Annotated in this window: 21 protein-coding genes and 3 riboswitches; of the genes, 8 read left to right on the top strand and 13 right to left on the bottom strand. The window is 45.9% G+C overall.

Annotated features, from left to right (window positions below):
• Positions 1-32: 32 nt before the first annotated feature.
• The 8 genes from VQ00_RS07615 to VQ00_RS07645 form a co-directional block, all read right to left on the bottom strand.
• Positions 33-1025: a LacI family DNA-binding transcriptional regulator gene (locus VQ00_RS07615; protein ID WP_046179612.1), complete on the bottom strand. Its 993-nt coding sequence runs from the start codon at positions 1023-1025 to the stop codon at positions 33-35.
• Between the two features lie 18 nt (positions 1026-1043).
• A complete protein-coding gene (gene galT, locus VQ00_RS07620) occupies positions 1044-2522 on the bottom strand; it encodes a UDP-glucose--hexose-1-phosphate uridylyltransferase (protein ID WP_046179556.1) in 1479 nt (492 codons plus the stop codon).
• Entirely contained in the window at positions 2519-3520 is a 1002-nt protein-coding gene (gene galE, locus VQ00_RS07625) for a UDP-glucose 4-epimerase GalE (protein ID WP_046179557.1), read from the bottom strand. The genes galT and galE overlap by 4 nt, the downstream gene beginning before the upstream one ends.
• The gene (locus VQ00_RS07630; protein WP_046179558.1) at positions 3517-4698 is read right to left on the bottom strand and encodes a galactokinase; all 1182 of its coding nucleotides are present in this window, start codon (positions 4696-4698) and stop codon (positions 3517-3519) included. The genes galE and VQ00_RS07630 overlap by 4 nt, the downstream gene beginning before the upstream one ends.
• 115 nt (positions 4699-4813) lie before the next feature.
• Positions 4814-4981, bottom strand: a complete 168-nt coding sequence (locus tag VQ00_RS18545) for a hypothetical protein (protein WP_156154011.1) — start codon at positions 4979-4981, stop codon at positions 4814-4816.
• Between the two features lie 103 nt (positions 4982-5084).
• Positions 5085-5960 carry a hypothetical protein gene (locus VQ00_RS07635; protein WP_046179559.1) on the bottom strand — a complete coding sequence of 292 codons (876 nt, stop codon included), beginning with the start codon at positions 5958-5960 and terminating at the stop codon, positions 5085-5087.
• Positions 5961-6003: 43 nt separating this feature from the next.
• A riboswitch (cyclic di-GMP riboswitch) is annotated at positions 6004-6091 on the bottom strand.
• A 636-nt stretch (positions 6092-6727) separates the two neighbouring features.
• Entirely contained in the window at positions 6728-7465 is a 738-nt protein-coding gene (locus VQ00_RS07640) for a sulfite exporter TauE/SafE family protein (protein WP_046179560.1), read from the bottom strand.
• A 126-nt stretch (positions 7466-7591) separates the two neighbouring features.
• Positions 7592-8650, bottom strand: coding sequence for a tartrate dehydrogenase (locus VQ00_RS07645; protein ID WP_046179561.1), 1059 nt, complete (start codon positions 8648-8650; stop codon positions 7592-7594).
• A gap of 131 nt (positions 8651-8781) precedes the next feature.
• Here VQ00_RS07645 and VQ00_RS07650 point away from each other — a divergent pair, with 131 nt between their 5' ends.
• On the top strand, positions 8782-9048 hold the full coding sequence (locus VQ00_RS07650; protein ID WP_046179562.1) for a YiaA/YiaB family inner membrane protein: 267 nt from the start codon (positions 8782-8784) through the stop codon (positions 9046-9048).
• A gap of 133 nt (positions 9049-9181) precedes the next feature.
• Positions 9182-9841 (top strand): DsbA family oxidoreductase, encoded by a 660-nt coding sequence (locus VQ00_RS07655; RefSeq protein WP_046179563.1) that lies wholly within the window; start codon positions 9182-9184, stop codon positions 9839-9841.
• A 318-nt stretch (positions 9842-10159) separates the two neighbouring features.
• On the opposite strand, the gene VQ00_RS07660 is transcribed toward VQ00_RS07655, so the two are convergent.
• Positions 10160-11224 carry an ATP-binding protein gene (locus tag VQ00_RS07660; RefSeq protein WP_245618078.1) on the bottom strand — a complete coding sequence of 355 codons (1065 nt, stop codon included), beginning with the start codon at positions 11222-11224 and terminating at the stop codon, positions 10160-10162.
• Positions 11225-11641: 417 nt separating this feature from the next.
• Positions 11642-12811, bottom strand: a complete 1170-nt coding sequence (locus VQ00_RS07665; RefSeq protein WP_046179564.1) for an MFS transporter — start codon at positions 12809-12811, stop codon at positions 11642-11644.
• 188 nt (positions 12812-12999) lie between these two features.
• A riboswitch (guanidine-I (ykkC/yxkD leader) is annotated at positions 13000-13094 on the top strand.
• 66 nt (positions 13095-13160) lie between these two features.
• Between VQ00_RS07665 and VQ00_RS07670 the strand changes: the two genes are divergently transcribed.
• The 5 genes from VQ00_RS07670 to atzF all read left to right on the top strand — a co-directional run bounded on the left by VQ00_RS07670 (position 13161) and on the right by atzF (position 21562).
• Entirely contained in the window at positions 13161-14522 is a 1362-nt protein-coding gene (locus tag VQ00_RS07670) for an APC family permease (RefSeq protein WP_046179565.1), read from the top strand.
• An 89-nt stretch (positions 14523-14611) separates the two neighbouring features.
• Positions 14612-14718: riboswitch (guanidine-I (ykkC/yxkD leader) on the top strand.
• 93 nt (positions 14719-14811) lie between these two features.
• Complete coding sequence (locus tag VQ00_RS07675; RefSeq protein ID WP_046179566.1) at positions 14812-15540, top strand: urea amidolyase associated protein UAAP1; 729 nt, start codon at positions 14812-14814, stop codon at positions 15538-15540.
• Positions 15540-16193, top strand: coding sequence for an urea amidolyase associated protein UAAP2 (locus VQ00_RS07680; protein WP_046179567.1), 654 nt, complete (start codon positions 15540-15542; stop codon positions 16191-16193). Before VQ00_RS07675 ends, VQ00_RS07680 begins: the two co-directional genes overlap by 1 nt.
• 13 nt (positions 16194-16206) lie before the next feature.
• Positions 16207-19863 (top strand): urea carboxylase, encoded by a 3657-nt coding sequence (gene uca / locus VQ00_RS07685; protein ID WP_046179568.1) that lies wholly within the window; start codon positions 16207-16209, stop codon positions 19861-19863.
• A complete protein-coding gene (gene atzF, locus VQ00_RS07690) occupies positions 19823-21562 on the top strand; it encodes an allophanate hydrolase (RefSeq protein ID WP_046179569.1) in 1740 nt (579 codons plus the stop codon). Before uca ends, atzF begins: the two co-directional genes overlap by 41 nt.
• Before the next feature lie 101 nt (positions 21563-21663).
• Here the strand turns inward: atzF and VQ00_RS07695 are convergent, their stop codons facing one another.
• Positions 21664-22095, bottom strand: coding sequence for a DnaD domain protein (locus VQ00_RS07695; RefSeq protein ID WP_046179570.1), 432 nt, complete (start codon positions 22093-22095; stop codon positions 21664-21666).
• A 159-nt stretch (positions 22096-22254) separates the two neighbouring features.
• Between VQ00_RS07695 and VQ00_RS07700 the strand changes: the two genes are divergently transcribed.
• A complete protein-coding gene (locus tag VQ00_RS07700; RefSeq protein ID WP_046179571.1) occupies positions 22255-22551 on the top strand; it encodes a hypothetical protein in 297 nt (98 codons plus the stop codon).
• A 54-nt stretch (positions 22552-22605) separates the two neighbouring features.
• On the opposite strand, the gene gntK is transcribed toward VQ00_RS07700, so the two are convergent.
• Both gntK and VQ00_RS07710 read right to left on the bottom strand, forming a co-directional pair.
• Complete coding sequence (gene gntK / locus VQ00_RS07705) at positions 22606-24153, bottom strand: gluconokinase (protein ID WP_172645552.1); 1548 nt, start codon at positions 24151-24153, stop codon at positions 22606-22608.
• 307 nt (positions 24154-24460) lie between these two features.
• Complete coding sequence (locus VQ00_RS07710; protein ID WP_046179573.1) at positions 24461-25180, bottom strand: YebC/PmpR family DNA-binding transcriptional regulator; 720 nt, start codon at positions 25178-25180, stop codon at positions 24461-24463.
• Between the last annotated feature and the right edge of the window lie 57 nt (positions 25181-25237).

Here is a 25237-nt window from a genome sequence, read left to right on the forward strand (position 1 = left end):
TAAGATTTTACCTTATCGTTCATTGTCCACGATTAAAAAGTTGTTCCTCTCACAATTAACTCCGATGGAAGGACAACTTTTTTCGCAATCCGCTCTTCTTTCAGCTTCTCGACCAGCAGTTCGACGGCCGTTTCACCCATAAACTCAGTATGCACTTTGACCGTTGTAAGCGGAGGATACACGTATTTTGATACACTAATATCGTTGACCCCGATGATGCTTACCTGCTCCGGAATGCGAATTTGCGCTTCATTCAGTGCACGCAGCGCGCCAATGGCAAGCGTATCACTTGCCGCAAAAAATGCTGTTGGTAAATCGTTCAGGTGATGCTCAATAAACGTCTTCATCATCTTATAGCCATCGGATGCACTGTATGTCCCGACAAGCATATCTCCGCGATTCAGCGCCTCTTTTTCTGTCATATACTGCTCGTACGTCTGCTCACGCATATCCGTAATCGGACCGGATTTATCTTGAAATCGTTCGTGTCCACCAATATAGCCGATTCGGCGGATTCCTTTGTTCCAGAGGTAATTCAATGCTTTTTCCGTTACTTTGGCAAAATCCGTGACCACACTGTCAAATGCTTCACTTTCTGGCGAAAAATCGACGAATACAAGCCGTCTTGCCAGCTTATTAAGTACTGCTACCTGTTTCTCGCTATATTTCCCGACTGCGATAATGCCTGTTATCTTCTCCGTCTCCAGGCTGTCTAGTTCGTCATAAAGCACTTTTTGCAGATAAAGCCCTCTTTGCTGACAGCTGTTTTCAATACCGAGACGGATTGACATATAATACAAATCATTCAGCTCTTCTTCTTCCGTATACCAATGAACGAGAGCCACCGTCTCCTGCGCTGTTTTTTTAACGGTCCGTTTTTTCTTGTACTCCAGCTTCTCGGCAGCTTCGAAAATTTTCTGCTTTGTTTCCGCGCTCACCGACAACTGTGGATCATAATTGAGAACCCGGGACACCGTCGCGATCGAAACACCTGCCTGTGCCGCGATATCTTTTATCGTCGCCATTTTTTTCATTCCAATCGTTTAAAGTCTTTCTAAAAAACGGACGAATCCAGCTTTGCCTTCTTTCGTTTGCTTGAAAACGCCGCAGTCTTCCAGGCCACGTAAAAATTTCGCGGCGACCGCTTGACGGACGAATTCTTCTGCATTCTCTTGCCCATCATATACACTGCGCAGCTCTTCCGCCCATTCTTGATGTTCTTCTTTCACTTGCCCAATTCCACCAGAAACAAAAGCTTTCACTGCGGCTAAATCTTCTTTTAAGCGAGCTGGCAGGACCGCCAGCCCCATGACTTCAATTAACCCAATGTTTTCACGCTTAATGTGATGAATGTCCGCGTGTGGATGAAATAATCCCAGGGGATGTTCGTCCGTTGTCCGATTGTTGCGCAGCACTAAATCTAATTCATACAGCGAGCCGCGCTTTCTCGCAATCGGTGTAACCGTATTGTGGCGGGTCTCCCCAGTGAAAGACTCAATGCCACACGCTTCGTCATCATGCGTTTTCCAGCTCGTTAACACATGATCTGCGGCAGCCGCCAGCTCGCTTTGGTCTTCACTTTTCAGCCGGATAACAGACATTGGCCAGTATAATGTCACGCCTTCCACGGTCGGAAAATGTTCCATTGAAAACGACATATCTTCTCTCGCTCTCGCCATTGCGAATTCGTACCGGCCGCCTTGATAATGGTCATGGGTCAAAATAGACCCGCCGACAATCGGCAAGTCGGCATTGGACCCCGCGAAATAATGTGGAAATTGACGAACAAAGTCAAGGAGGCGGTCAAATCCAGCCCGGTCAATTTTCATATCGCGGTGTTCACCTGATAATAAAATACAATGTTCATTGTAATACAAATAAGGAGAGTATTGAAGAAACCATTCTTCACCGCTAAGCGCAGCCGGAATAATCCGGTGATTGGCACGAGCGGGATGATTCGCATGACCTTCATATCCTTCATTTTCCACACAAAGCAGGCACTTCGGATAATTTGTTTCTGGTTCCGGGCGCAATTTTGCCCGGGCGATTTCAGCTGGATCTTTTTCCGGCTTCGACAAATTAATGGTAATATCAATCTCTCCATAATCCGTTGAGGCTTTATAAGAGACATTTTTGGCAATCCGCTTTGTTTGAATGTAATTAGACGATTTACTCATGTTGTAAAAAAAATCGGTTGCCTGTTGTGGAGAAGCTTGATAGCTTTCCCAAAACATATCGGCAATTTGGGACGGCTTGGAAACAAAAATATTCATGATGTCCGCCGCAAAAATCTCTTTATCTTCTAAAAATGGCTGTACAATCCCGCGTTCAATTGCGTCATCAGTCAGCCCTTCCACAAGATCCGGAATTGATAAATCAGACACATCCTTAACAGGTTCCGTAAAATCATCTCTCTTTAATAAAGCGAGCAGCTGATTTCTTGTGTACATATGATCACGCTTTTCAATTAATCCCGCTTTTTGCGCTTTATAAATAAGCTCCTCCACATAAGCAAAGATCATCCTTGATTCGTCCCTTCATAGCCATGTGGATGATGTTTGTGCCAATTCCAGGCGTGTTCAATAATCGTTGTAATGTCTGTTCGGGATGGAGACCAGCCTAACGTCGTCCGGGCTTTTTCGGAAGAAGCGATCAAAACCGCCGGATCGCCCGCGCGTTTTTCACCGATGACAACCGGAATGGTCTGTCCGGTAACCGTGCGGGCTGTTTCCACAATTTCTTTTACTGAAAAGCCCTGGTTGGAACCCAAATTGAAAATGTTGCTTTCGCCGCCTTCTTTTAAATAATCAAGCGCCAAAATATGGGCATCGACTAAGTCTTCAACGTGAATGTAATCACGAATGCACGTCCCATCTTCTGTCGGATAATCTTCGCCAAAAATCGTAATATGCTCGCGCTGCCCGTTGGCCACCTGCAAAACGACCGGAATTAAATGGGTTTCCGGATTATGGTCTTCTCCGATGACACCGGATTCACTCGCACCAGCCACGTTAAAATAGCGGAGTGAAACAAACTTTGTTCCATGCGCTGCATTACACCACTTCATCATCCGTTCCATCGCCAGCTTCGTTTCGCCATATGCACTTGTCGGATCGGTTTGCGCTTTTTCCATAATAGGCATCTCTTTTTGCTCGCCGTATGTCGCAGCAGATGATGAAAAGACGATGTGCTTCACACCATGTTTAGTCATCGTTTCAAGCAAAACCTGTGTGCCAAATACGTTATTATCATAGTATTTCAACGGATTTTCCATCGACTCGCCAACAAGTGAGTTCGCTGCAAAATGAACAATCTGCTCAATTTGTTCATGTTCGAATACTTTATTTAAAAAGTGACGGTCCCGAATATCCCCTGTGTAAAACTGAACACCATCCGGTACCGATTCCGCGTGTCCTGTTTCGAGGCTGTCGATCACAACTACGTCACGATTTTGTCCTATCAGTGCTCGAACCGCATGAGATCCGATATACCCTGCTCCACCTACAACTGCAATACTCATTCCATTTCCTCCCTCATCAATTCACGAGCACCGCCACCGATGTTCGCCATGTAAAATTCCGCTTCGATTCCGCACTTTTCTTTATACCGGTTTCCAACTTCCCTGATAAACGATTCCACATTCTCATCTTTCACAATTGCAATGGCGCAGCCGCCAAATCCGGCCCCAGTCATACGGGCGCCGATAACGCCAGGCTGTTCCCAAGCTGCGTAGACAAGTGTGTCAAGCTCTTTTCCCGTCACTTCATAGTCCCGCTCCAATGAACGATGTGATTCATTCATGAGCTGGCCGACTGCTTCCACGTCTCCTTCTTTCAGCTTGTCCAGTGCTTCAATCGTCCGGGCATTTTCATAAACCGCATGCTGCGCTCGTTTCTCTAAAACGGCATCCCCGATTGCTGTCCGGTGCTGTTCAAATTGCTCTGGTGTCAGCTCGCCCAGCGACTTTACATTTACTTGCTTTTGAAGTCTGCTTAACGCTTCTTCACACTCACCGCGCCGTTCATTGTATTTGGATGAAGCAAGCTCGCGGCGCTTGTTTGTATTCATTATAACAATGCTAGCGTCCGGGAGCTCGATTGGCGCATATTCATATTCAAGTGTTTCGCAGTCCAGCCAAATCGCCGCCCCCTCTTTTCCCATGCCAATCGCAAACTGGTCCATAATGCCGCTGTTCACACCAATGTAGTCATTTTCAACTTCCTGCCCGATTTTGACCATCTCGATCCGGTCTATCGCCAGCCCAAATAATCCTTCAAGCATAACACCCGTAGCAAGTTCAATGGATGCGGAAGAAGAAAGGCCTGCCCCATTCGGAATATTACCGTAAAATAGTACGTCATAACCTGAATCAATCGGAAAACCTGCTTCGATCATCAGTTTCGTCATCCCTTTCGGATAGTTCGTCCACCCATCCGTCCCTTTGTATTCGAGCCCTTGAAGCGAGCCTTCTATAACACCCTGCTTGTCAAAATTAATTGAATAAAAGCGAAGCTGGTCATCTTCTCGCTTTGCTGCCAATGCATACGTGCCAAATGTGATCGCGAGCGGAAAAACATGGCCGCCATTGTAATCCGTATGCTCCCCGATTAAATTAATCCGCCCCGGCGCAAAAAAGATCCGGTCTGCCAGTCGTCCAAAGACCTCTTCAAATGTTTGTTTTAATTGGTTCAGTTTCATGAAAGCGCCTCCTGTTTTACTTATATTTTAAATTATTTTTACTAAAAGTCAATTTGTTTTTAGTAAAAATAAAAAAGGATTTATCCCGCCTCGATGACGAAATAAATCCCTTTCGTTAAAATCTAAACTTTTGAACCGTTTCCTGCAATTCAGACGCCATGTTGCTGAGCATTTCAGAAGAAGTGATTGTATCAACAAACTGTACCATTGATTGTGACCGAGCACTTACTTCCTCGATGACCGCCGACACTTCTTTAGACTGCATCGCCACGGCTTCCACCATTTCCACAATTTCTTTAAATGTATTGCCTGTCTAGTTTACAAGTTGAATGCTTGACAATGATTTTTAAAGAAAAAACCGTCTTTTAAAAAGACGGCTCTTACCATTACGGGTTCATAGTCGTCCAGCTGCCGACATGATGAACCGCTATTCCATTAAAACCTTTAGAAGGGGCATAGTAGTTTTGCACGGCTGATAATTCCTGATTCATTGAGGCTTCACCTTCTTCAAAAAAGGAAATAGCATCTCCTTCACTCGTTTGACCCGTCTCAACACCAATCACAATGGATTTTCCATATTTTTCAGCTATAACAATTTCATTCTTCACAACTTCGATAACAAGAGGCGCGCTGTCGCGGTACGCCATAATAGTAACGCTGTTTGTATTGGCGATCACCCATTCTGCCAGCTTCCCTTTTCCGTACGTATTTTTATAGGAAATTTCATCAAACCAGAATGGCATATCCGCTTCAAGAGGTAATGTTAAAGAAGCGGCGCTGCTTTTTGCTTTCGTTAAAAGCGATTGATACGACTTAATAGTCGCAGCTTGATTTGTCGTCCAGCCGCTGTATAAATAAGGCTCAACATCTAAGTGAATTCCTGTGAATTTTTGTGTGGCTGCTGAACCACTTTGATAACGGCTGAGCCAGTTCATAAGTTCATTCTGATTTATATACCCTTTTGGTGCCGCCCAATCCGGAGCGCCGTCCAGTGCATAAATACGTATCCCTTTCGCAGATGCTTTATCAATAAAGCTGCGGTATACATTCACAGGGATGTCCCGGTCAATTTGCACGTATACTTTATTTACTCCTTTGCTTTCCAGAAATGTGAGTGTTCCTGCTTCATCACTGACAATCACCCATGGATTCCAAAGCCATGTCGCCTGATCGTTTGGGACAGATGCTTCCGTCTCAACCTGCGGAATTCCTGCTGCCAAAAGCATGATCAGCAAAATCGAAGCACGTATTTTTTTCAACATAAAAAGCCCTCCATTCTGTCAGCCTGGACTCACAGAATGAGAGCCTGGCAGCCTGACGACCATATGCTTTTCAGCATTTAGGCTCATAGCTTTGCGTCCTTTCCTTTCGGAGAAGTTTGCCTTTTTCAGATTATTTTGTCCTTTTATTATAGTTTATAGAGTGCCTTTTTGCCCAGCGTTTTTTCAAAGCTGATAAAGAGCCAAAAAACACTGGCGGGACATTCCCGCCAGCTTATCTTCACATCCTATAATAGCTCTTATCAGCCATAACGGACTGCGGTGCGCTGATTGTTAAACTTCGCGGTGGATTTTGCGGATCCAGTGTAATAATACCCGCCGTATATAATTTAACTGTTACTAAAAACGTGATAAAAAATAATAATTTTTTTCGCCTATCTATGTCCAACTCTTACTTGTTCTTCCCTTCAAAATAATATTCATCATCAAAAATCAGCCCAATATCAGATCCGAAACACTCCTTTTTAATAAACAAAAAACCTTCACCGGATGCGGCAAAGGTTTTTTCATCTATTATCCGTTACCACGCAGGCAAAGGTCTCGCAAACAACATACCTGTTGCCAGTCAAGCCGGCGGCCAAAAGACCACGTATTGTCGACATAACTGTAAGCTACTCCCCTTTGGAGTTCTATAAGCCCCGAAAATGAGCAATAGTTTTAACTCTTAAACTATATATCTTCATTATATCCCAGCTTAAGTCAGCCCGCTACTATTTCACTCAAGACAAAAAAAAGCTTCCTGTATTTTTTTAAAAAAGCAATAAAACAGCTGCTGTCGGCGTTAAAATAATGGCCGATTTCAGCACAGGCTTTGGCACAATGTTCGTAAATTTCGCCCCGATGTATGCGCCGCATGCGGTGCCGATCAGCACTTTCAGCAATAAGAAGACATCAATAAACCCTTCGGAAAAATAACCGATTCCGCCGCCAATCGCAAGCGGCACAATCACAAGCATCGTCGTCCCGACCGACTGCCGGATGGTTAAATGAAGCAAAATCATCAGGCCAATTTGAATAAAAGGCGCTGATCCGATTCCGAATGTGCCAGACAAGGTACCTGCCAGCAGGCCCAGAAAAATACCCTTAATCCAGATTACATGGCTTTTTTCATCAACCGGCTTTGATGTATCTTTCAAAAATAATAATTTTATAAACAGCAAAAAAGCGGATAAAAACAGCATACCCGCAGTAAGCCAGTGCAGGGATTCTTCTGGTATGACTGCCGCCAGTTTAGCACCGCCAAATGAACCGGCCGCCGCAAATCCACCGACAATCAAGCCTATTTTCACATGGGTATTTCCTTCACGGTAATGGCTATATGCACCAGATATGCTTGTAAACGCCATTGCCGCAAGCGATGTGCCGAGCGCCATATGAATCGGCACGCCAAAAAAAACGGTCAGTACCGCAATCACAAAACCTGCTCCGCCCGCACCGATAAAACCGAACAGCGTGCCCAGCAAAAACATCATCAATACAATTAACATACTTTCAACTCCAGCCTCTTGCCTCTTCCTTCTATTGTAACAAAGATTGACTATTTTATTTTTAAAAAAGGGCTGTGCCAAAAGTGAGTTCCTTTTGCACAGCCCCTTCATTTTGGATTCCCCTTTTTATCTTGCTTTCAGCCGGGCGATAATCTCGTCTGTTACTTCTTTCGTCGTATGCTTACCGCCGATATCACGCGTTAAGAACCCGTCGCTTGTTACACTTTCTACTGTATCAAGCAGCACGCGTCCCAATTCTTCTTCGCCAAAATGGTCGAGCATCATTTTGGCTGTCCAAATTTGCCCGATTGGATTGGCCATTCCTTTACCCGCAATATCCGGTGCGGATCCATGAACCGGTTCGAACATGGACGGGTATTTTCCGTTCACATTAATATTAGCGGCCGGCGCAATGCCAATGCTGCCCATAATCGCCGCGCCAAGGTCGGTTAAAATATCTCCGAATAAGTTGCTGGCGACAATGACGTCGAACCGGTCCGGCTGCGTCACAAAAAAGGCCGCCAATGCGTCAATATGCCGCGAGTCGGTCTCGATGTGCGGATAGTCTTTTGCCACGTCTTCAAACACACTGTCCCAGAACGGCATCGAGTAAATAATCCCGTTTGATTTAGTTGCACTCGTCACATGGCTGCTCCGTTTTTGCGCTAGTTCAAATGCAAAACGCATTGCACGCTCGGTTGCTTTTCGTGAAAAAACTGCATTTTGAATGGCGATTTCGTCGTCGCCCTGATACATGTTGCCTCCAATTGAACTGTACTCGCCTTCACTATTTTCCCGGACGACCATAATATCAAAGTCTTTAGGATTGAGAAGGGGCGAGCGAATGCCTTTTATCACTTTCGCGGGACGGAGGTTAATCGACTGTTCGAATTCTCGACGGATTTTAATAAGCAAACCCCATAGTGATACATGATCCGGCACTAGATTCGGATCGCCAATTGCTCCCAGGAAAATACCATCAAATTGAGTAAGCTGGTCCATCCCGTCTTCCGGCATCATCGCCCCATGCTTCAAATAATAGTGGCAGTTCCACTGGAAATCTGTAAATTCAAACGTCAATCCTCCGTGAATTTCTGATACCGCTTTCAAAACATCTGTTGCGGCTGTCACAACTTCCGTGCCAATCCCATCGCCAGGAATGTTGGCTATTTTCAATTTTTCCATTTATGTATTCCTCCCTTTTTCTTCTTTATTATAGAGTTTTTTCATTTTTAATGACATTAATATTCTTTTTCAGAAAATTATGGTATAGTATTAGTATCTAGTACTAATCCTTTCATGCAGGAGGAAACAATATGCAGCGATACCGGAGAAGAAATACCCCAGCTTTTACGTTTTTGGCCTATTTTACATTGATTGCAGGTGTTGCCTTGTTTTCGATCGGTCTTTTCAACGCGGACATGGAGCTTAACGAAAAAGGTTATTATATTGCCGTTATGATTCTTGTGGCGGTTGGTGCTATCTTAACGCAAAAAGTAACACGTGATAATGCGGAAGACAATGAAATTATTGCGGAAGAAGAAGAACGAAGACGCGGAAGCATAAAGCCGCCTTCTGAATAATATTTATAAAAGATGCCATCTGCGCATCTTTTTTTTGTTTCACGTGAAACAATTTATCCAAAGCAGATGGTTAGACGGAGACGCGCCGCCGCTATATAATCAACTGCAAGGATTAGGAAAGGAGAGGTTCATTTTGACTGTAAAAATCAATGTGTACTCCGATTATGTCTGCCCATTTTGTTTTTTGGCGGAACAGCCGCTTTATGAGGCAATTGAAGGAAAAGACGATATAGAAGTCGAATGGATGCCGTATGAACTGCGTCCGTATCCAAATGAAACACTTCGTCCGGAAGACAGCTACCTGCAGACGACATGGAAGCAGTCCGTATACCCGCTCGCAAAAGAAATGGGGATTCCAATCGTCCTGCCGAATGTATCACCTCAGCCTTACACGCACCTTGCGTTTGAAGGCTATCAATTTGCGAAAGCAAACGACAAAGGAAATGAGTACAACGATCGGATGCTGCGTGCTTTTTTTCAGGAACAACAGAACATTGGCGATGTAGATGTGCTGACAAAGCTTGCCGGTGAAATTGGCTTAGATGAAGGAGCATATCGTGCAGCAATTGAAAATCGTACGTATAAAGAGGCGCACGAAAAAGCGTTGGATCATGCTTATAATGAAGCAGAGATTACAGCTGTGCCGACATTTATGATCGGAAGCACAAAGGTGTCTGGTATTCGCTCAAAAGAAGCACTGGAGCAAATCATTGAACAAGAACGAAAAAAACAAACGAAAAAAGTGACACTGCTGATGGATGGCCAGTCTTGCGGCATTGATGGCTGCTCATAAGAAAAGCGCAAGGCGCACAGCTTTAGACGAGCGCTGGCGGAGGCGTTTTGTGCCTCCAGAAGGGCTTGGCTTTTTGAAGCAAAGACTAAGAGCACAGCATCCTGCTGCAATGCCTTCTTGACTCACATCCTGTGAGCCCTCGAGCCAATGGCGCCTGAAGCTGGACACTGTCTAAAGGTATACACTTTCTTAATTTCATAAAAAAACCGTCCAATTCAGTTTGGACGGCTGCGCCACTTGTGTCCGACCCTCCGTATGCGGTGAGTCGTTCATGGCGTTCTTTTTTTTGATTAAAAACATGATAAACTCTCCTGTTTGTTATCTATTAACCGGCAAGCGAATATAGAAGGTTGTGCCTTCTCCAAGCTTGCTGTCAACCGAAATATGGCCGCCATGTTCGTGAATAGTTGTATATACCTGTGTCAGGCCAAGTCCCGTCCCGTCCGCTTTGCTTGAGAAAAAAGGTGTGCCCAGCATATTCAACTTCTCTTTCGGAACCCCGACTCCTGTGTCCGTGACTTGAATATGAATCCACTGATTCTCGCAGTAATGAATAATTTTAATTTTTCCTTTTTCACTAATCGCTTCCAGGGCGTTTTTTATTAAATTAAAAAATGCTTTTAAATATAAGTTCTTTTTGCCAAGAATCCATTTTTCGGGATCCCGCAAGTCCATTTCCACTTCTACATTATACAGTTTGTCTTGAAACAACAGCATTAACGATTCCAGTTCCTTGTAAAAATAAATCGGCACGAGCGGTTCATCCTGCAGGTCCGGTTTCGATACTTGCAATAAATTTTGCAGTGTCATGAGCGCTTTGTCCAGTTCATTTTCCATCGTTTGCAGATACGGGTGTGAATGAGATTCTTTCAATAATTGCAAAAATCCTTTCACCGCTGTTAGCGGGTTTTTCACTTCATGTGCAATCCCTGCTGTAATTTGCCCAATTGAAGCAAGTTTTTCCCGGTCGCGCAGTATTTTTTCCGTTTCTTTGCGGATGGAAATATCCCGGAAGACCGTTTGCATGGCTTTTCTATCGCCAAATATGACTGGACGACAGTAAAGCTCCACTTCCACCGTTGTACCGTCAGCCCGAATCACTTTCTCTTCGATGAGCGGTGCCAGTTCATTGCCAGTCATGCCTTTTTGAATACGCTTTTTAATCATCTCATGTGATGCCGGCTGGAACACAGAAAGAACATCTCTGCCGATTAACAATTCTTTTGACGCACGAAAAAAAGCAGCACCCGACTCATTAATATACACAATCTCATAATCAACATGAATAACAATCGCCTCGACCGAATATTCAACAATATTTCGATACATTTCTTCTTTTTCTACGATGGCCCGATTGGTTTGGTTAGGTAATACATCTGTCAATTGCCTCCCTCCTCTTTCTCCAGATTCCCCTGTTTCTTTCTTCAATTCGCTGTTGATAGCGCTTTTTCCTTTTTGAACAGAAAAAAACCATGCTTAGTCTATGACCGCATGGCAGTTAACAACATATTTAATTGGTTAGATAAACGTATCTTCTCCTAGAATATCCGGGATCTGAAGTAAATCAAAGACGATTTGAACATTTTCTTTTACATTCACAATTTTCCTTGTTCGTTGAGTGAATGCACGATATTTAATAACAAACTCATACCAGAAGAATCTACAAAACGATGATAGAGATAAGTTTATTATTGACTGCTGCTTTTTCAACCGCAGGAAGCAGCTAGTAGATGGCGGCTGTTCCGCGCATTTCTTTCCGAAATGAATATTAATTGAATAAAGAGGAAATTTTAAGATTTGTTATAAACGCTGCTTTTCATAACGTTTAAATTTAGTCATCGACACCATTCCTAAAACTGGACCGATTCCAAGTAGAATAAATACCCACTCCCATCCCATATAAGGCTGCAGGAAAGAAATAAGGTTAATAGATAGAATCGTGATCAGAAATCCGATACTCATTTGAAATGTCAGCGCGGTGCCAACACATTCCGTTTCTGCAAATTCAGAAACTGCTGCGGAAAACTGAGCGGAGTCCGCAATAACAGAAAAACCCCAAATCATCGCAATGATGATCGTTAAAACGACCGATTGTCCAAACACTAATCCAATTAACAGTGAACAGGCAGCACTAATGCCCATTGACCATATTGTTAAACGGGCTCGTCCTACTTTGTCTGCTAATACACCTCCGACTATACAACCAGCTGCACCAGCGATGCCAATCGCCAAAAATGAAAGCATGGATGAATGAACCGAGCCGCCCGCTGCCAAAAAAAGCGGCAGCCACGTCCACATCGCATACAATTCCCACATATGGCCAAAATAGCCGTAGTTCGCCAGCATGACAGGCTTATTGCGAACAACTTTGCTGATCATGTTGAACGAAAAAATAGATGGTGTTCCTTGCTGAGGCGCATCTTTGACAAAACCGATCATGATCATCGCTGCAAAAGCGGATAACCCTGAGCTCATACCAATCACAATTTCCCAATTTACATCTGACGCGATCAGCGCAAGCATGTGAGGCAGCGCCGAACCGAGCGTTAACGCACCGATCACAAGACCGATTGCAAGACCCCGCCGCTTCGGAAACCAAAGCGTCAGCACTTTCACAGCGGTCGGATAGACGCCCGCAAGTGCCGCACCGGTCAAAAAGCGCAGAGACACACCTTGAAAGGCATTGTCCGCAAATAAAAGCATGCTATTGAGCACTGCCCCGGCCAAAGCGGATACCATAAATAACTTTCGCGCATTAAAGCGGTCTGCCAAGCCAAAATAGGAGCTGGTTAACGCGCCTGCCGTAAATCCCGCCGGCACGGCCGCGGATATCCAAGGTTTCGCTGCATCTGTCAGCCCCCATACCTTTGTTAATTCATCAATAACGACTGAGGCGCTGAACCAAAGGCTTAAGGCAAATAAAACCGCGGTCGAAATCCAGCCCAATGCGCTCCATTTTGATTGTTTCATTTCGTTCATCCTCCGTGTAAGTACCATATATTCATTTTACACACAAAAAAGATATGGTGTTGAGCAGAAATGGTTTTCGTCAAAATATTTTGTTATAAAATCTAACATGTTTATTGCACCACTTCTTTTTTCACCGTATACTCCGGAATATCAAACACATACAGGCTCTCATTATCGTAATCGAGAACAAAATTGCTCTCTAGGGTTCCGGTTGAAAAACGTCTGGTCCGAGAGAGAGCGTACAGTTTTACTGTATACACGGAGGGATAAAAGCCCGGGAGAATTTTTTTATAAAATTCTCCCGGTTTTTTTATTTTTCCGACAAATCCGGAAAAGAGGGTGAATGAACATGAACGAACAACCGGCACTGGTCAAATCACTAAAGCTGCACCAAGTCGTTTTTATGGGTCTTGCTTGGATGACACCGATGATTTTCTTTACGGTGTATGGCGTCGCATTTGAAGCGGCAGGTGGAATGATGGCTGCTGCATATGTGACAGCATTTATCGCAATTTTCTTTACTGCCTATAGCTACAGCCGTATGGTTAAAGCATATCCAACCTCAGGTTCTGCTTACACATACACGAAAAAAGCGATTCATCCGAAAGTTGGATTTTTAGTCGGCTGGGCTTTGTTGATGGATTACATTTTTTCACCGATTATTGCCGTTTTGACATTCGGCATTTTTATGAATACAGAGTTTCCAGCAATCCCGATTTTCGTCTGGATCATCGTCATGAATGTTGTCCTTGCCATTGTGAATATTGTCGGCATTAAATCTGCTGCACGTGTAAGCGGAATATCTGTCCTCGTGCAGATCGGCTTTATTCTTCTCTTTTGTACGCTGATTGTTAAAGATGTTATCATCGGCGACACTGGAACAAGCTCTTTATTCTCGCTTGCACCATTTTTCGGAGACCATGTCGCATTTGGCGCTGTATTTTCAGGCGCAGCGCTCATTTGCTTCTGCTTTCTCGGGTTTGATGCGGTTACGACTATGGCAGAAGAAACAATTGATGCCAAAAAAACGATTCCTAAAGCGATTTTCCTGATTGTATTAATTGCCGCATCGATGTACATTGCCATTTCATATTTAACACAAATTGCTTATCCTGATTTCACCTTTACAAATCCAGATAATGCGGCGTACAGCCTTGTACAGCTTGTTGGTGGAAACATGCTAAGCTCGCTGTTTATTATGGTTCTGATGGTCGCGACATTTACACAAGGTGTTTCATCTGTAACAAGTGTCAGCCGATTCCTTTATGCTCTTGGACGCGAATCCATTTTGCCGGAAAAATTTTTTACATCTCTTCATCCGAAATATAAAACACCGGTTGCGAATATCCTATTTGTTGCCGCTGTATCATTATCTGCTGTATTTATTAATCTCGATACAGCTGTTATGTTTGTCAGCTTCGGTGCCCTGACCGCTTTTACATTTGTCAACTTATCAGTCATCGCTCATTACTATGTAAAGCTGAAAAAACGTTCGTTGAAAGAAACATTTTTGTATCTAATCTTCCCGCTGATCGGCGCTGGTTTTATCGGCTGGCTGCTCACTCTTTTGGATAAACATACCCTTATGTATGGAGTCACTTGGGTAATCGTCGGATTTATTTATCTAGCCTTCAGAAAATCATGGAGTTCATTCAAAGAAGATAAATTAGAGGTTCCAGCAGAATCATTGGCTCAAAGAAAAACAATGTAAGATAATCTAACATAATGATTGTTTTCAATTTTTCCAGACTGTTATACTTTATTTATAAATCAATAAAGGTTTCCACACTGCGTTGGAAACGAAAAGCTGTCTAGGGTTCCGTTTAAAGAGTCATTCTTTAAAGTCTGGTCCGAGAGAGAGCGTGCAGCTGCTGTTGCATACACGGAAGGATAAAAGCCTGGGAGACGACAATCTCTCATGCTTTTATCCTTTTTTATTTTCCAGCTTTAGGCGGACGGCCGCCTTGCGCTTTTCTAATTTTAAAAGGAGGCTGTTTAACATGACTGCTATTTCAACAAAACTAATTCCTGCCGGGGGCAAATGGTCCGGCCGGATCAGCCGCGGCAAATCGATCACGTTTACCGCAATGGAAGACGGCGCCAACATTTCTCTTCTTTTATATAACGCACACGATACAGCTGAACGATACAATATGCCTGATACGTTAAAAGCACAGTATACCGCTCACTTGACGAAAGGAAATGTCCTCATGAGCGATAATGGCCGTGTACTGGCAAGCATTGCAGATGACTCGCTCGGCTGGCACGATGCGATTTCCGGCTACACATCCCGCAACATGATCGATGCACGCTACGGAAAGACGACGTATCAGGAAAAACGAAACGACTGGTACCGAAGCGGCGAGGAAAACTTCGCAGTCGAGCTGTTTCGAAATGGACTAACGACGCGTGATCTCGTTCCCGTTATTAATCTTTTTTCAAAAATATACTGCACAGAAGACGGCGCCATGCATTTTGTTTCCGGTCACTCAAAAAAGGGCGACACGGTTACTCTACGGACCGAAATGGACGTCTTGCTCATTTTATCGAATACACCGAATCCGCTTGATCCGAGCACTTCTTATCCATCCGTGCCTGTTGAAGTAACGATTACGGATGCAGCTCCGGTTCAGGAAGACGACTTTTGCTTGAACCACCGCCCGGAAAACCGGCGCGCGTTTGAAAATACGTGGGATCACACACTGCTCACTGAAGGAGGCGTTCGATAATGGCTGTTTTACATCATGTTGTAAGCGAACGAAAAGCGGAAGCGGCTTTTTATAACGAAATCATTCCTGCCGGCGATGGCTGGACGTATACGTTAGAACCCGGCCAAGTGCTTCGCATCGTGGACCTTGAAGGAAATCAAGCAGCAGATACGCTCTTTTATGACGCAGATAATCCTGCTGATCATTATAGTGCAGTAAATACCATTCAGCGTCAGGGCAATGTTTATTTAACAACCGGGTCTGTCCTTGTCTCTGAGTCAGGCAAAGAGCTGGTAAAAATTGTGGCCGATACGTGTGGAAACCACGATACAATCGGCGGTGCCTGTTCTGCACAAAGCAATACTGTGCGTTATTCACACGATACACTGCCAATGCACAACTGCCGTGATACGTTCATGCTTCAGCTTTCGAAGAATGATCCGCTCTTTACAAAGCGCGACCTGGCACCAAACGTCAACTTTTTCATGAATGTACCAGTTACGCCAGACGGCGGTCTGACATTTGCGGACGGCGTATCCGCTCCCGGCTACTACGTAGAAATGCAGGCAGTGCGCCGCACACTCGTGTTAATCAGCAATTGCCCGCAGTTAAATAACCCTTGTAACGCTTATAACCCGACACCGATTCAGCTATTGGTCTGGGACAACTATTAAAGGAGCGATGACAATGTTTACAAAAGTATTAATTGCCAACCGCGGGGCCATCGCGGTCCGTATCGAACGTACCCTTCGCCGTATGGGCATCGCTTCTGTTGCCGTATATACAAAAGCCGATCAGGACAGTCTGCATGTGGACCTGGCGGATGAAGCGATTTTGATCGGTGAAGGCGCAGCGAAAGACAGTTATTTAAATACAGACCTTATTTTGAAAACGGCCATTGAAACAGGTGCACAGGCGATTCATCCCGGGTACGGATTTTTAAGCGAAAACGCGGATTTCGCCCGTGCCTGCCGCGAAAATGGCATTTCCTTTATCGGTCCGACGCCTGAACAGATGGAATTGTTTGGCTTAAAGCATTCTGCCCGCGAAATGGCAGAAAAAGCCGGGGTTCCTCTCCTATCCGGGACAGCTCTTATCACTGAACTAGAAACCGCTCTGTCAGAAGCGGGGCGCATCGGCTACCCGGTTATGCTGAAAAGCACAGCGGGCGGCGGCGGAATCGGCATGCGTATTTGCGCAGATGAAAAAGCGCTTCGGGATGCGTTCCCTTCGGTCTGCCGGCTGGCCGAAACGAACTTTAACAATGGCGGCGTATTTTTAGAAAAATACATCCAAAAAGCGCGGCACGTAGAAGTGCAAATTTTTGGAAATCGATTTGGCGAGGTTGCGGCACTCGGTGAACGGGACTGCTCGATTCAGCGGCGCAATCAAAAAGTCGTGGAAGAAAGCCCCGCTCCCTGCCTCTCTTCTTCTATTCGTGAACACATGCTTTCGTCTGCGAAACGGCTGGCGGAGGAAGTCGGCTACCGAAGTGCTGGAACCGTTGAATTTTTGTACGATCCGGAAGCGGAACAGTTTTATTTCCTTGAAGTAAACACACGTCTTCAAGTGGAGCACGGTGTTACGGAGGAAGTGCTGAACATCGATTTAGTGGAGTGGATGGTTCGCGAAGCAGCTGATGAACTGCGGGGTCTCGATCAATTGTACGAAGCACCAAAAGGACACAGCATTCAGGCACGCCTTTATGCGGAAGACTGCTTAAACGATTTTCGTCCAAGCGGCGGACAGCTTGACCACGTCCGCTTCTCTGAACAAGCCCGGATCGAAACATGGGTGCGGGATGGCCTGACTGTTACGTCTCTTTATGATCCGATGCTCGCCAAAATTATCGTTCATGCGGAAACACGCGAGGAAGCGATTGATAAATTACATGAAGCATTAAATGAAACGCGCCTTTATGGTGTAACAACGAACTTGCAATACATTCAAGCACTGCTGCAGGAAGAAAATTGCCGAAGCGGTCTCGTTCATACACGTATGCTGGAGAATTTTGCACCGGCTGAACGCGCCATTGAAGTACTTGACGGCGGCATTCAAACAACGGTGCAGGACTGGCCTGGACGTGTCGGCCATTGGGACGTTGGCGTACCGCCATGCGGACCAATGGATCCTTTTTCATTCCGAATTGGCAATAAGCTGCTTGGCAACGATGATCAGGCAGCGGGACTTGAGCTTACATTGCGCGGCGGATCCTATCGTTTCCGTGGCGATACTGCTTTTTGCCTGACGGGTGCGGAGATGAATGCTTTATTAGATGAAGAAACGGTACCAATGTACAGCGTCATCCAGGCAAAACGCGGACAAGTGCTGACATTTGGTGAAGCCGAAACAGGCATGCGGGCTTATTTCCTTATCGCGGGCGGATTGGATATGCCGCTTCATCTTGGCAGCGCGGCAACCTTTACGCTTGGCGGATTCGGCGGACATGGCGGACGGGCACTGCGCACTGGTGACGTATTGCAGATAAATGCTGCGGACATCCCTTCTCACGCAGCACTCAAATTCGACGAACAGCCCATCTTAACAAAAGAGTGGACGATCGGTGTTATTCCGGGACCTCACTGCACAAATGAATTTTTACTGCCGGCGTATTTGGATCAATTAACCCAAACAAGCTGGGAAGTCCATTTCAACAGCTCACGCACAGGCGTCCGTTTAATCGGTCCTGCGCCGCTTTGGACACGTGAAGATGGAGGTGAGGCCGGTCTTCACCCTTCCAATATTCACGATAACGCCTACGCCATTGGCACGCTTGATTTAACGGGTGACATGCCGATTCTGCTCGGGCCGGATGGACCAAGTCTCGGTGGATTCGTTTGCCCGGTTACGACGGCTTCAGCTGAGTTTTGGAAAATCGGCCAGCTTCATGCCGGCGACCGCATCCGTTTTCAGCTGCTGACGCTTGAAGAAGCAGACGCCCTTCGTCAGGCACAGGAACAGCACTTGAACGCTATCGGTTCAAAAACAGCTGATTATTCTCTTCCATCTCTTCCAAAAGAACCGGCCCGGCTGTCACCGGATTATCCGATTCTCGTTGAGCATTCAACAAGCCGCTTTCCGATGACAATCCGGGCAGCAGGGGATGAGCATGTCTTAATTGAATATGGCGATATGGAATTGGATCTTTTGCTTCGATTCCAGGTCCACGCTTTAATGGAGGCTATTCAAGCGCGTCCGGATATTCCAGTATTGGATTTAACACCGGGCATCCGTTCCTTGCAGGTTCATATCAACGCATCGCAAATGTCGATTACCGATCTTTGCAATGTAATTGCTTCGATCGATGAAGGCCTGCCCCCGCTTGAAGAAATTGAAGTCCCGTCCCGTGTCGTGCGCCTTCCCCTTTCTTGGGATGATCCGGCGACGCAGCTGGCCATTGACCGATACCAGCAAAACGTTCGTCCAGACGCGCCTTGGTGTCCTAGCAACCTGGAATTCATTCGCCGGGTAAATGGCTTAAAAGACATTGAAGACGTGAAACGCATTGTATTTGATGCCAACTATCTCGTCCTTGGCCTTGGCGACGTGTATCTCGGCGCACCGGTCGCGACACCGGTGGATCCGCGACACCGTCTCGTGACAACAAAATACAATCCGGCTCGTACGTGGACACCGGAAAATGCCGTCGGAATCGGGGGCGCGTATATGTGTGTGTACGGTATGGAAGGACCTGGCGGCTACCAGTTTGTCGGACGTACCGTGCAAGTATGGAATCGGCTGCGTGAAACGGAAAGCTTCCAGCCTGGCAAGCCGTGGCTGCTTCGCTTCTTTGACCAAATTCAATTTTATCCAGTCAGCGCAGATGAGCTGCTTGACATGCGGGAAGATTTTCTGCGCGGACGTTTTGAAGTAGATATTACCGAAACAACATTTAAGCTCGGCGAATATTTATCTTTCCTCCATTCAATCAAAGAAAGTGCGGGCAGCTTCCGCGAAACACAGCAGGCGGCTTTTCATGCCGAACGTGAAAGCTGGCGTGAGCTCGGGCTTGCAGAATATGTATCAGAACATGAGACCGCAGAGCCAACTGAAGAAGTTCTTGCTGAAGGAGCTGAGGCAGTCCGCTGCACAATGCCCGGAAGTGTTTGGAAAGTCCTTGTGTCCGAGGGCGATAAAGTGAAAAAAGGCGATATATTGATCATCGAAGAAAGCATGAAAATGGAGTTTCCTCAGCCGGCGCCAAATGGCGGGTTTATCGAATCCGTTCACGTGTCACCGGGTGATGAAGTCCATGCCGGTCAGCTTATTGTCTCGATTACAAAAGAAAAGCGGGGTGCATCCAATGCAAACGATGAACGTGCCGAAAACATTGTCCATTCTTGAATTAAAGGAAAACTATCAGTCGGGTGCTTTAACGCCTGAAATGGTCATCGAACAAATTATTAAACGCGCTGCAGCAGACAAAGATATGAACATTTGGATCACGCCGCCCTCATGGACATTTATTCGTCCGTACGTAGAACGGCTAAAAACAATAAACCGTGAACAGGCCCCGCTTTGGGGCATTCCTTTCGCTATTAAAGACAATATTGACCTCGCCGGTGTGCCGACAACAGCCGGCTGTGCGGAGTTTGCTTATACGCCTGATGAGCATGCAACTGTTGTTCAGCGCTTAATCGATGCCGGTGCCATTCCGGTCGGAAAAGCGAACCTGGATCAATTTGCAACCGGTCTTGTCGGCACAAGAAGCCCATATGGAGAAACGAAAAATGCGCTGAATCACGATTTGATCAGCGGCGGCTCAAGTGCAGGATCCGCCGTCTCCGTCGCGCGCGGCCAGGCTGCTTTTTCACTTGGCACCGACACAGCGGGGTCCGGCCGTGTGCCGGCGGGACTTAACCGCCTCATCGGCTACAAGCCAAGCCTTGGTGCATGGTCGGTAAAAGGGGTCGTTCCAGCTTGCGCAAGCCTTGATTGTGTCACTGTTTTCGCAAACGGTCTGCATGATGCGGACCTTGTTGATCAAGCCGCCCGCGGTTTTGATGCCAATGACCCGTGGTCCAGAAAGATTACACGCCAATCGGCGGCACTTCCGAAAAAAGTATACGTACCAAATGAACTTCCCCTCTTTTATGGTCCTTTTGCTGACGATTACAAACAAGCATGGCAAAAAGCCATTTCAAAATTGAATGAGCTTGGTATACCAGTTGAGACGTTGGACGTCAACTATCTATCCGAAGCGGCTTCTGTTTTATACGACGGGCCTTGGGTGGCAGAACGCTGGGCCGATCTGGGCGAATTTATTATGAAACATGAAGATGTCGCTTTCCCGGTAACCGAAGCCGTGCTTCGTTCCGGCGCAAAACCTGATTACAACGCTGCTTCTGTTTTTAAAGCAATGCACTCATTACAGATTTTCAAACAAAAAGCGCACCAGCAGTTGGAAAACGCGGTATTGATCATGCCGACAGCCGGCGGTACGTGGACACGTGAAGCTGTTCGGGAAAACCCGATTGAAACAAACAGTCAAATGGGTCTTTACACAAATCACTGTAACCTGCTCGATTTATGCGCCATTAATATTCCAGCTGAAGACGCCGCAGAAAATATGCCGTTCGGTATTACACTGTTCTCCGGAAATGAGGATGAACATTTGATTACCGGGCTGGCGGATCTTTTCCTGTATGGACATCGGGCGCCGGAGCGCAAAAAGACAACGCTTGTTGCGGTCTGCGGCCTTCATATGAGAGGGTGTCCGCTTGAAAAACAAATGAACGAACATCGCGCCGTTTTCATTCGTGAAGCAAAAACGGCTCCGCATTATCAACTCATTCAGTTAAACACAGCGCCGAAAAAGCCGGGATTAATCCGAATGAACAAAAACGGCTCATCCATTGAACTCGAGTTATGGGAAATGCCAATTAGTGAATTAGGGTCATTCGTTTCCCTTATCCCTGCTCCACTAGGATTTGGCACAATTGAACTCGAAGATGGTACGCACGTGCAAGGATTTCTTTGTGAAGCCAGTGCAGCAAAAGACAGCGAAGATATTTCCTCACTCGGCGGATGGAAATATGTATAACATAGAAAAGGGGGCTATTTTAAAAGCCCCCTTTTCTATGTTAACTGGCTGGATTTTGCGCAAAAATCCAGCCGCCTTATCTTTTTGCAGGTTATTTTTCTTTAACGAGAAAACAGCTCTCGAATATAAGCTCCCAGCTGCTCATTTGTTAAATTACTGTCGGAGGCCCCGCGAATCATCTCAACAGTAATACCCGTCTTCTTTTTTGAATGAAGAATGTCGGTCATCCAGAGCGTTTTATATTTTGCATGTTCTTTTTTCACAAGGTTCATCGCCTGCTCAGCGGTTGCCACGTTCATTCTGCTCCAGTGCATGGCAATCTTAAAAAGAGAGGGATGGCTTAATGATAAGGACGCCAGCAAAATATATTGGACAAGAACATTCACTACTTCATCCGGCAAGTGATATCGCTTATTCAAATCTGCTATGACGGTCATGTCCATTTTTGATACTGATTTTTTCCCTGTCGTGTGCATAATCATCTGCCGGGGATGAATGCTTTTAAAGTATGCAGCAGCACTGTGGCTGGTCATAGAAAAGACCCTCCTTTTAAATAATGGTTACCTTCTTCCTTTCCCTGCCTTTTAGTTTCTGAAGCCTTATTTCCAGTAAAAATGTTTGAATTTTTCTATTCCCGGCTAATGTAGACTAACAACAATCATTTAAATTTTAAAAAAGAAAGGGTTTTTCACATGAGTACGACACACGATCTTCACCATACAGATGAAACGGTACAAGAAACAGGCACATATGTTTGTGCAGCTGGGAAAAGAGTAGAGCTGCAAAAAGGCGAACAATTTCCGGTTTGTCCGGATATGAATGAGCCCACAACGTGGCGGCACGCCAATCACGTACACAATACAGGAGATCAAGTAACAGAGGCGGATACGTACGTCGATGAAGACGGCGATCAAGTGGAATTAGTACCGGGCGATACGTTCCCTTCCTGTCCGAAATCTGGCGAATCAACGCAATGGAAACATGCGTAATCAATACCACTGTCTCACTCACTGAGGCAGTTTTTTCATACAAAAAAGCTGTCCTCATTTCGAGGACAGCCTACGCTGAAAATCAGCGATTGTTTTATATTCCGGCTCTAAAAATCTGGCGATCCGGATGAAAGACGGAATTAATTCGCGATAGACATCGCTGTTTGCTTTATTTGGTACATGCTCAAACACAGTACCGCTTGCGTCTGCGGCAACGTCGAGTGAATCAATCTCCCCAAGTCCATATAATCCAAGCAGTACCGCGCCAAAGCAGGAGCTTTCAAAGCTTTCCGGCACAATTACCGGGTGGTCAAACACATCGGCCATCATTTGGCGCCAAAAGTCCGACTGCGCAAAGCCGCCGGTCGCCAGAATGCGCTGCGGCTCGCCGGTCAGCTCTTCAAGCGCAAGAAGCACCGTATAAAGGTTGTACAAAATTCCTTCAAGCACTGCGCGGATCATGTGCTCTTTTTTATGATGCAGCGCGAGCCCGAAAAATGATCCGCGTGCGTCCGCGTTCCAAAGCGGCGCGCGTTCACCGGAGAAATATGGATGAAACAAGAGTCCTTCGCTTCCCGCCGGAATACGCGCGGCAATTTCCGTCAGCACATCATATGGATCTTTTCCAAGCCGTTTGGCCGTTTCTGTTTCTGCAGCGCCCAGTTCATCCCGAACCCAGCGGAAAATCATGCCGCCATTATTCACCGGCCCGCCAATAACCCAATGATCTTCCGTCAGTGCATAACAGAAAATGCGCCCTTTCGGATCAGTGACCGGTTTATTCGTGACCGCCCGGATCGCCCCGCTCGTTCCGATCGTAACAGCAACGTCCCCCGGTTTAATGGCGCCTGTTCCTAAGTTCGAAAGCACCCCATCGCTCGCACCGATCACAACCGGCATATCTGTCCGAATACCGGCTTCCACCGCGAAGCCTGGCGCCATGCCGCGGACAACGTGTGTCGTTGAAACCGGCTTTGACAAACGTTTTGCGTCAATGCCGGCGATTTGAAGCGCTTCTTTATCCCAATCCAGCTTTTCCAGGTTGAACATTCCTGTCGCGGAGGCGATCGAATAATCGATTACATAATCACCAAACAGCCGATAAAAAATGTACTCTTTAATGGAAAGAAATTTCGCCGTCTGCCGGAAAAGTTCCGGAAATTCCTCGCGAAGCCAAATAATTTTCGATAAAGGCGCCATCGGATGAATGGGTGTCCCGGTCCGCAGATAAATCTCGTGCCCGTTCCACTCGTTTTTAAGCTTTTCCGTCCATTTCGTGCTGCGGCTGTCTGCCCACGTAATGGACGGCGTCAGCGGCCGCCCTTCTTCGTCCACCGCAATAACGCTGTGCATGGCGGATGAAAAGGATAAAAAGCCGATATCCTGTTCCGGTACGCCGCTTCCTTCTATACACGTACGGATCGACGTCAGCACGGCCCGAAAGATTACATTCGGATCCTGCTCCGCAGCGGAAGGCTCTGGCGTATGAAGCGAATATTCTACCCCGGCCCGGTGCACAAACGCGCCGTCCTTTTTAAAGATAACGGCCTTTGTGCTCGTCGTGCCAATATCAATCCCCATCGTATATAAAAATCCCATCATCCATTCACCCTTTCGTTAATAGCCAATAATCATGCCAATGATAAACCAAACCGTAAAACTGACAAGGCCAATGCAGCTATCGTTAACGCCACAAACGGATGGCCAAGGAACGTTAAGACTAAATGAGCAATATTTCCTTCTTCTTAAGAATACACTTGAAACCCTATTTAACAAAATCGAGACAAGGGGAATCATATATGATCTGTTTGTAAAATTTTCCCCATAATAAAAAAGCCATCTCCATGCCGAAGCATCAAAACAGCTCTCTTTTCGAACAATTTTATGTCCACTCATACCGCTTCCGCTCTTATTCACCTAAATCGACATTATGATACACCTGCTGAACGTCTTCTAAATCTTCAATCACATCGATCATTTTTTCAAACTGCTCCTGATCGTCTTCTGATAATGTGACGTCATTTTGTGCAAGCATCGTCAGTTCTGCAACCGTAAACTCCGTCACACCTACTTCTTTCAGTGCTTCCTGTACTGCATGAAATTGATCGGGTTCCGCATAGACGATGACCACTTCATCTTCTTCAAGAACGTCGCGGACGTCAATATCCGCTTCCATTAATAGCTCTAATACTTCATCTGCATTTTTTCCTTCAAGACCAAACACAGCTGTCGCGTCAAACATATACGCTACCGAGCCGCTGACACCCATGTTGCCGCCGTTTTTCCCAAATGCAGCACGTACATCAGACGCCGTCCGGTTGACGTTATTCGTTAGCGCATCCACAATGACCATCGAGCCGCCAGGACCAAATCCTTCGTAACGAAGCTCATCATAGCTTTCTTCTGCGCCACCTTTTGCTTTTTCAATCGCCCGGTCAATGATCGTTTTCGGCACGCTGTACGTTTTCGCGCGCTCCAGCACCATCCGAAGCGCCTGGTTGCTTTCCGGGTTCGGTTCACCCTGCTTTGCCGCTACGTAAATTTCACGTCCGAATTTTGCATAAATGCGGCTTGTATTGGCATCTTTTGATGCTTTTTTTTCTTTAATGTTATTCCATTTACGTCCCAAACTGAACACTCGCTTTCCATTTTCAATCTATGTTTATTATACAATAAACGAAGAGTA

It is taken from the genome of Domibacillus tundrae, from assembly GCF_000970675.1.
Classification (GTDB): Bacteria; Bacillota; Bacilli; order Bacillales; family Domibacillaceae; genus Domibacillus; species Domibacillus tundrae.

Bases quoted from the DNA above. Each gene is read 5' to 3' on its own strand.
- VQ00_RS07615 (WP_046179612.1), bottom strand. From the start codon at position 1,025: ATGGCGACGATAAAAGATATCGCGGCACAGGCAGGTGTTTCGATCGCG.
- galT (WP_046179556.1), bottom strand. From the start codon at position 2,522: ATGATCTTTGCTTATGTGGAGGAGCTTATTTATAAAGCGCAAAAAGCG.
- galE (WP_046179557.1), bottom strand. From the start codon at position 3,520: ATGAGTATTGCAGTTGTAGGTGGAGCAGGGTATATCGGATCTCATGCG.
- VQ00_RS07630 (WP_046179558.1), bottom strand. From the start codon at position 4,698: ATGAAACTGAACCAATTAAAACAAACATTTGAAGAGGTCTTTGGACGA.
- VQ00_RS18545 (WP_156154011.1), bottom strand. From the start codon at position 4,981: ATGGTGGAAGCCGTGGCGATGCAGTCTAAAGAAGTGTCGGCGGTCATC.
- VQ00_RS07635 (WP_046179559.1), bottom strand. From the start codon at position 5,960: ATGTTGAAAAAAATACGTGCTTCGATTTTGCTGATCATGCTTTTGGCA.
- VQ00_RS07640 (WP_046179560.1), bottom strand. From the start codon at position 7,465: ATGTTAATTGTATTGATGATGTTTTTGCTGGGCACGCTGTTCGGTTTT.
- VQ00_RS07645 (WP_046179561.1), bottom strand. From the start codon at position 8,650: ATGGAAAAATTGAAAATAGCCAACATTCCTGGCGATGGGATTGGCACG.
- VQ00_RS07650 (WP_046179562.1), top strand. From the start codon at position 8,782: ATGCAGCGATACCGGAGAAGAAATACCCCAGCTTTTACGTTTTTGGCC.
- VQ00_RS07665 (WP_046179564.1), bottom strand. From the start codon at position 12,811: ATGAAACAATCAAAATGGAGCGCATTGGGCTGGATTTCGACCGCGGTT.
- VQ00_RS07670 (WP_046179565.1), top strand. From the start codon at position 13,161: ATGAACGAACAACCGGCACTGGTCAAATCACTAAAGCTGCACCAAGTC.
- VQ00_RS07675 (WP_046179566.1), top strand. From the start codon at position 14,812: ATGACTGCTATTTCAACAAAACTAATTCCTGCCGGGGGCAAATGGTCC.
- VQ00_RS07680 (WP_046179567.1), top strand. From the start codon at position 15,540: ATGGCTGTTTTACATCATGTTGTAAGCGAACGAAAAGCGGAAGCGGCT.
- uca (WP_046179568.1), top strand. From the start codon at position 16,207: ATGTTTACAAAAGTATTAATTGCCAACCGCGGGGCCATCGCGGTCCGT.
- atzF (WP_046179569.1), top strand. From the start codon at position 19,823: ATGCAAACGATGAACGTGCCGAAAACATTGTCCATTCTTGAATTAAAG.
- VQ00_RS07695 (WP_046179570.1), bottom strand. From the start codon at position 22,095: ATGACCAGCCACAGTGCTGCTGCATACTTTAAAAGCATTCATCCCCGG.
- VQ00_RS07700 (WP_046179571.1), top strand. From the start codon at position 22,255: ATGAGTACGACACACGATCTTCACCATACAGATGAAACGGTACAAGAA.
- gntK (WP_172645552.1), bottom strand. From the start codon at position 24,153: ATGATGGGATTTTTATATACGATGGGGATTGATATTGGCACGACGAGC.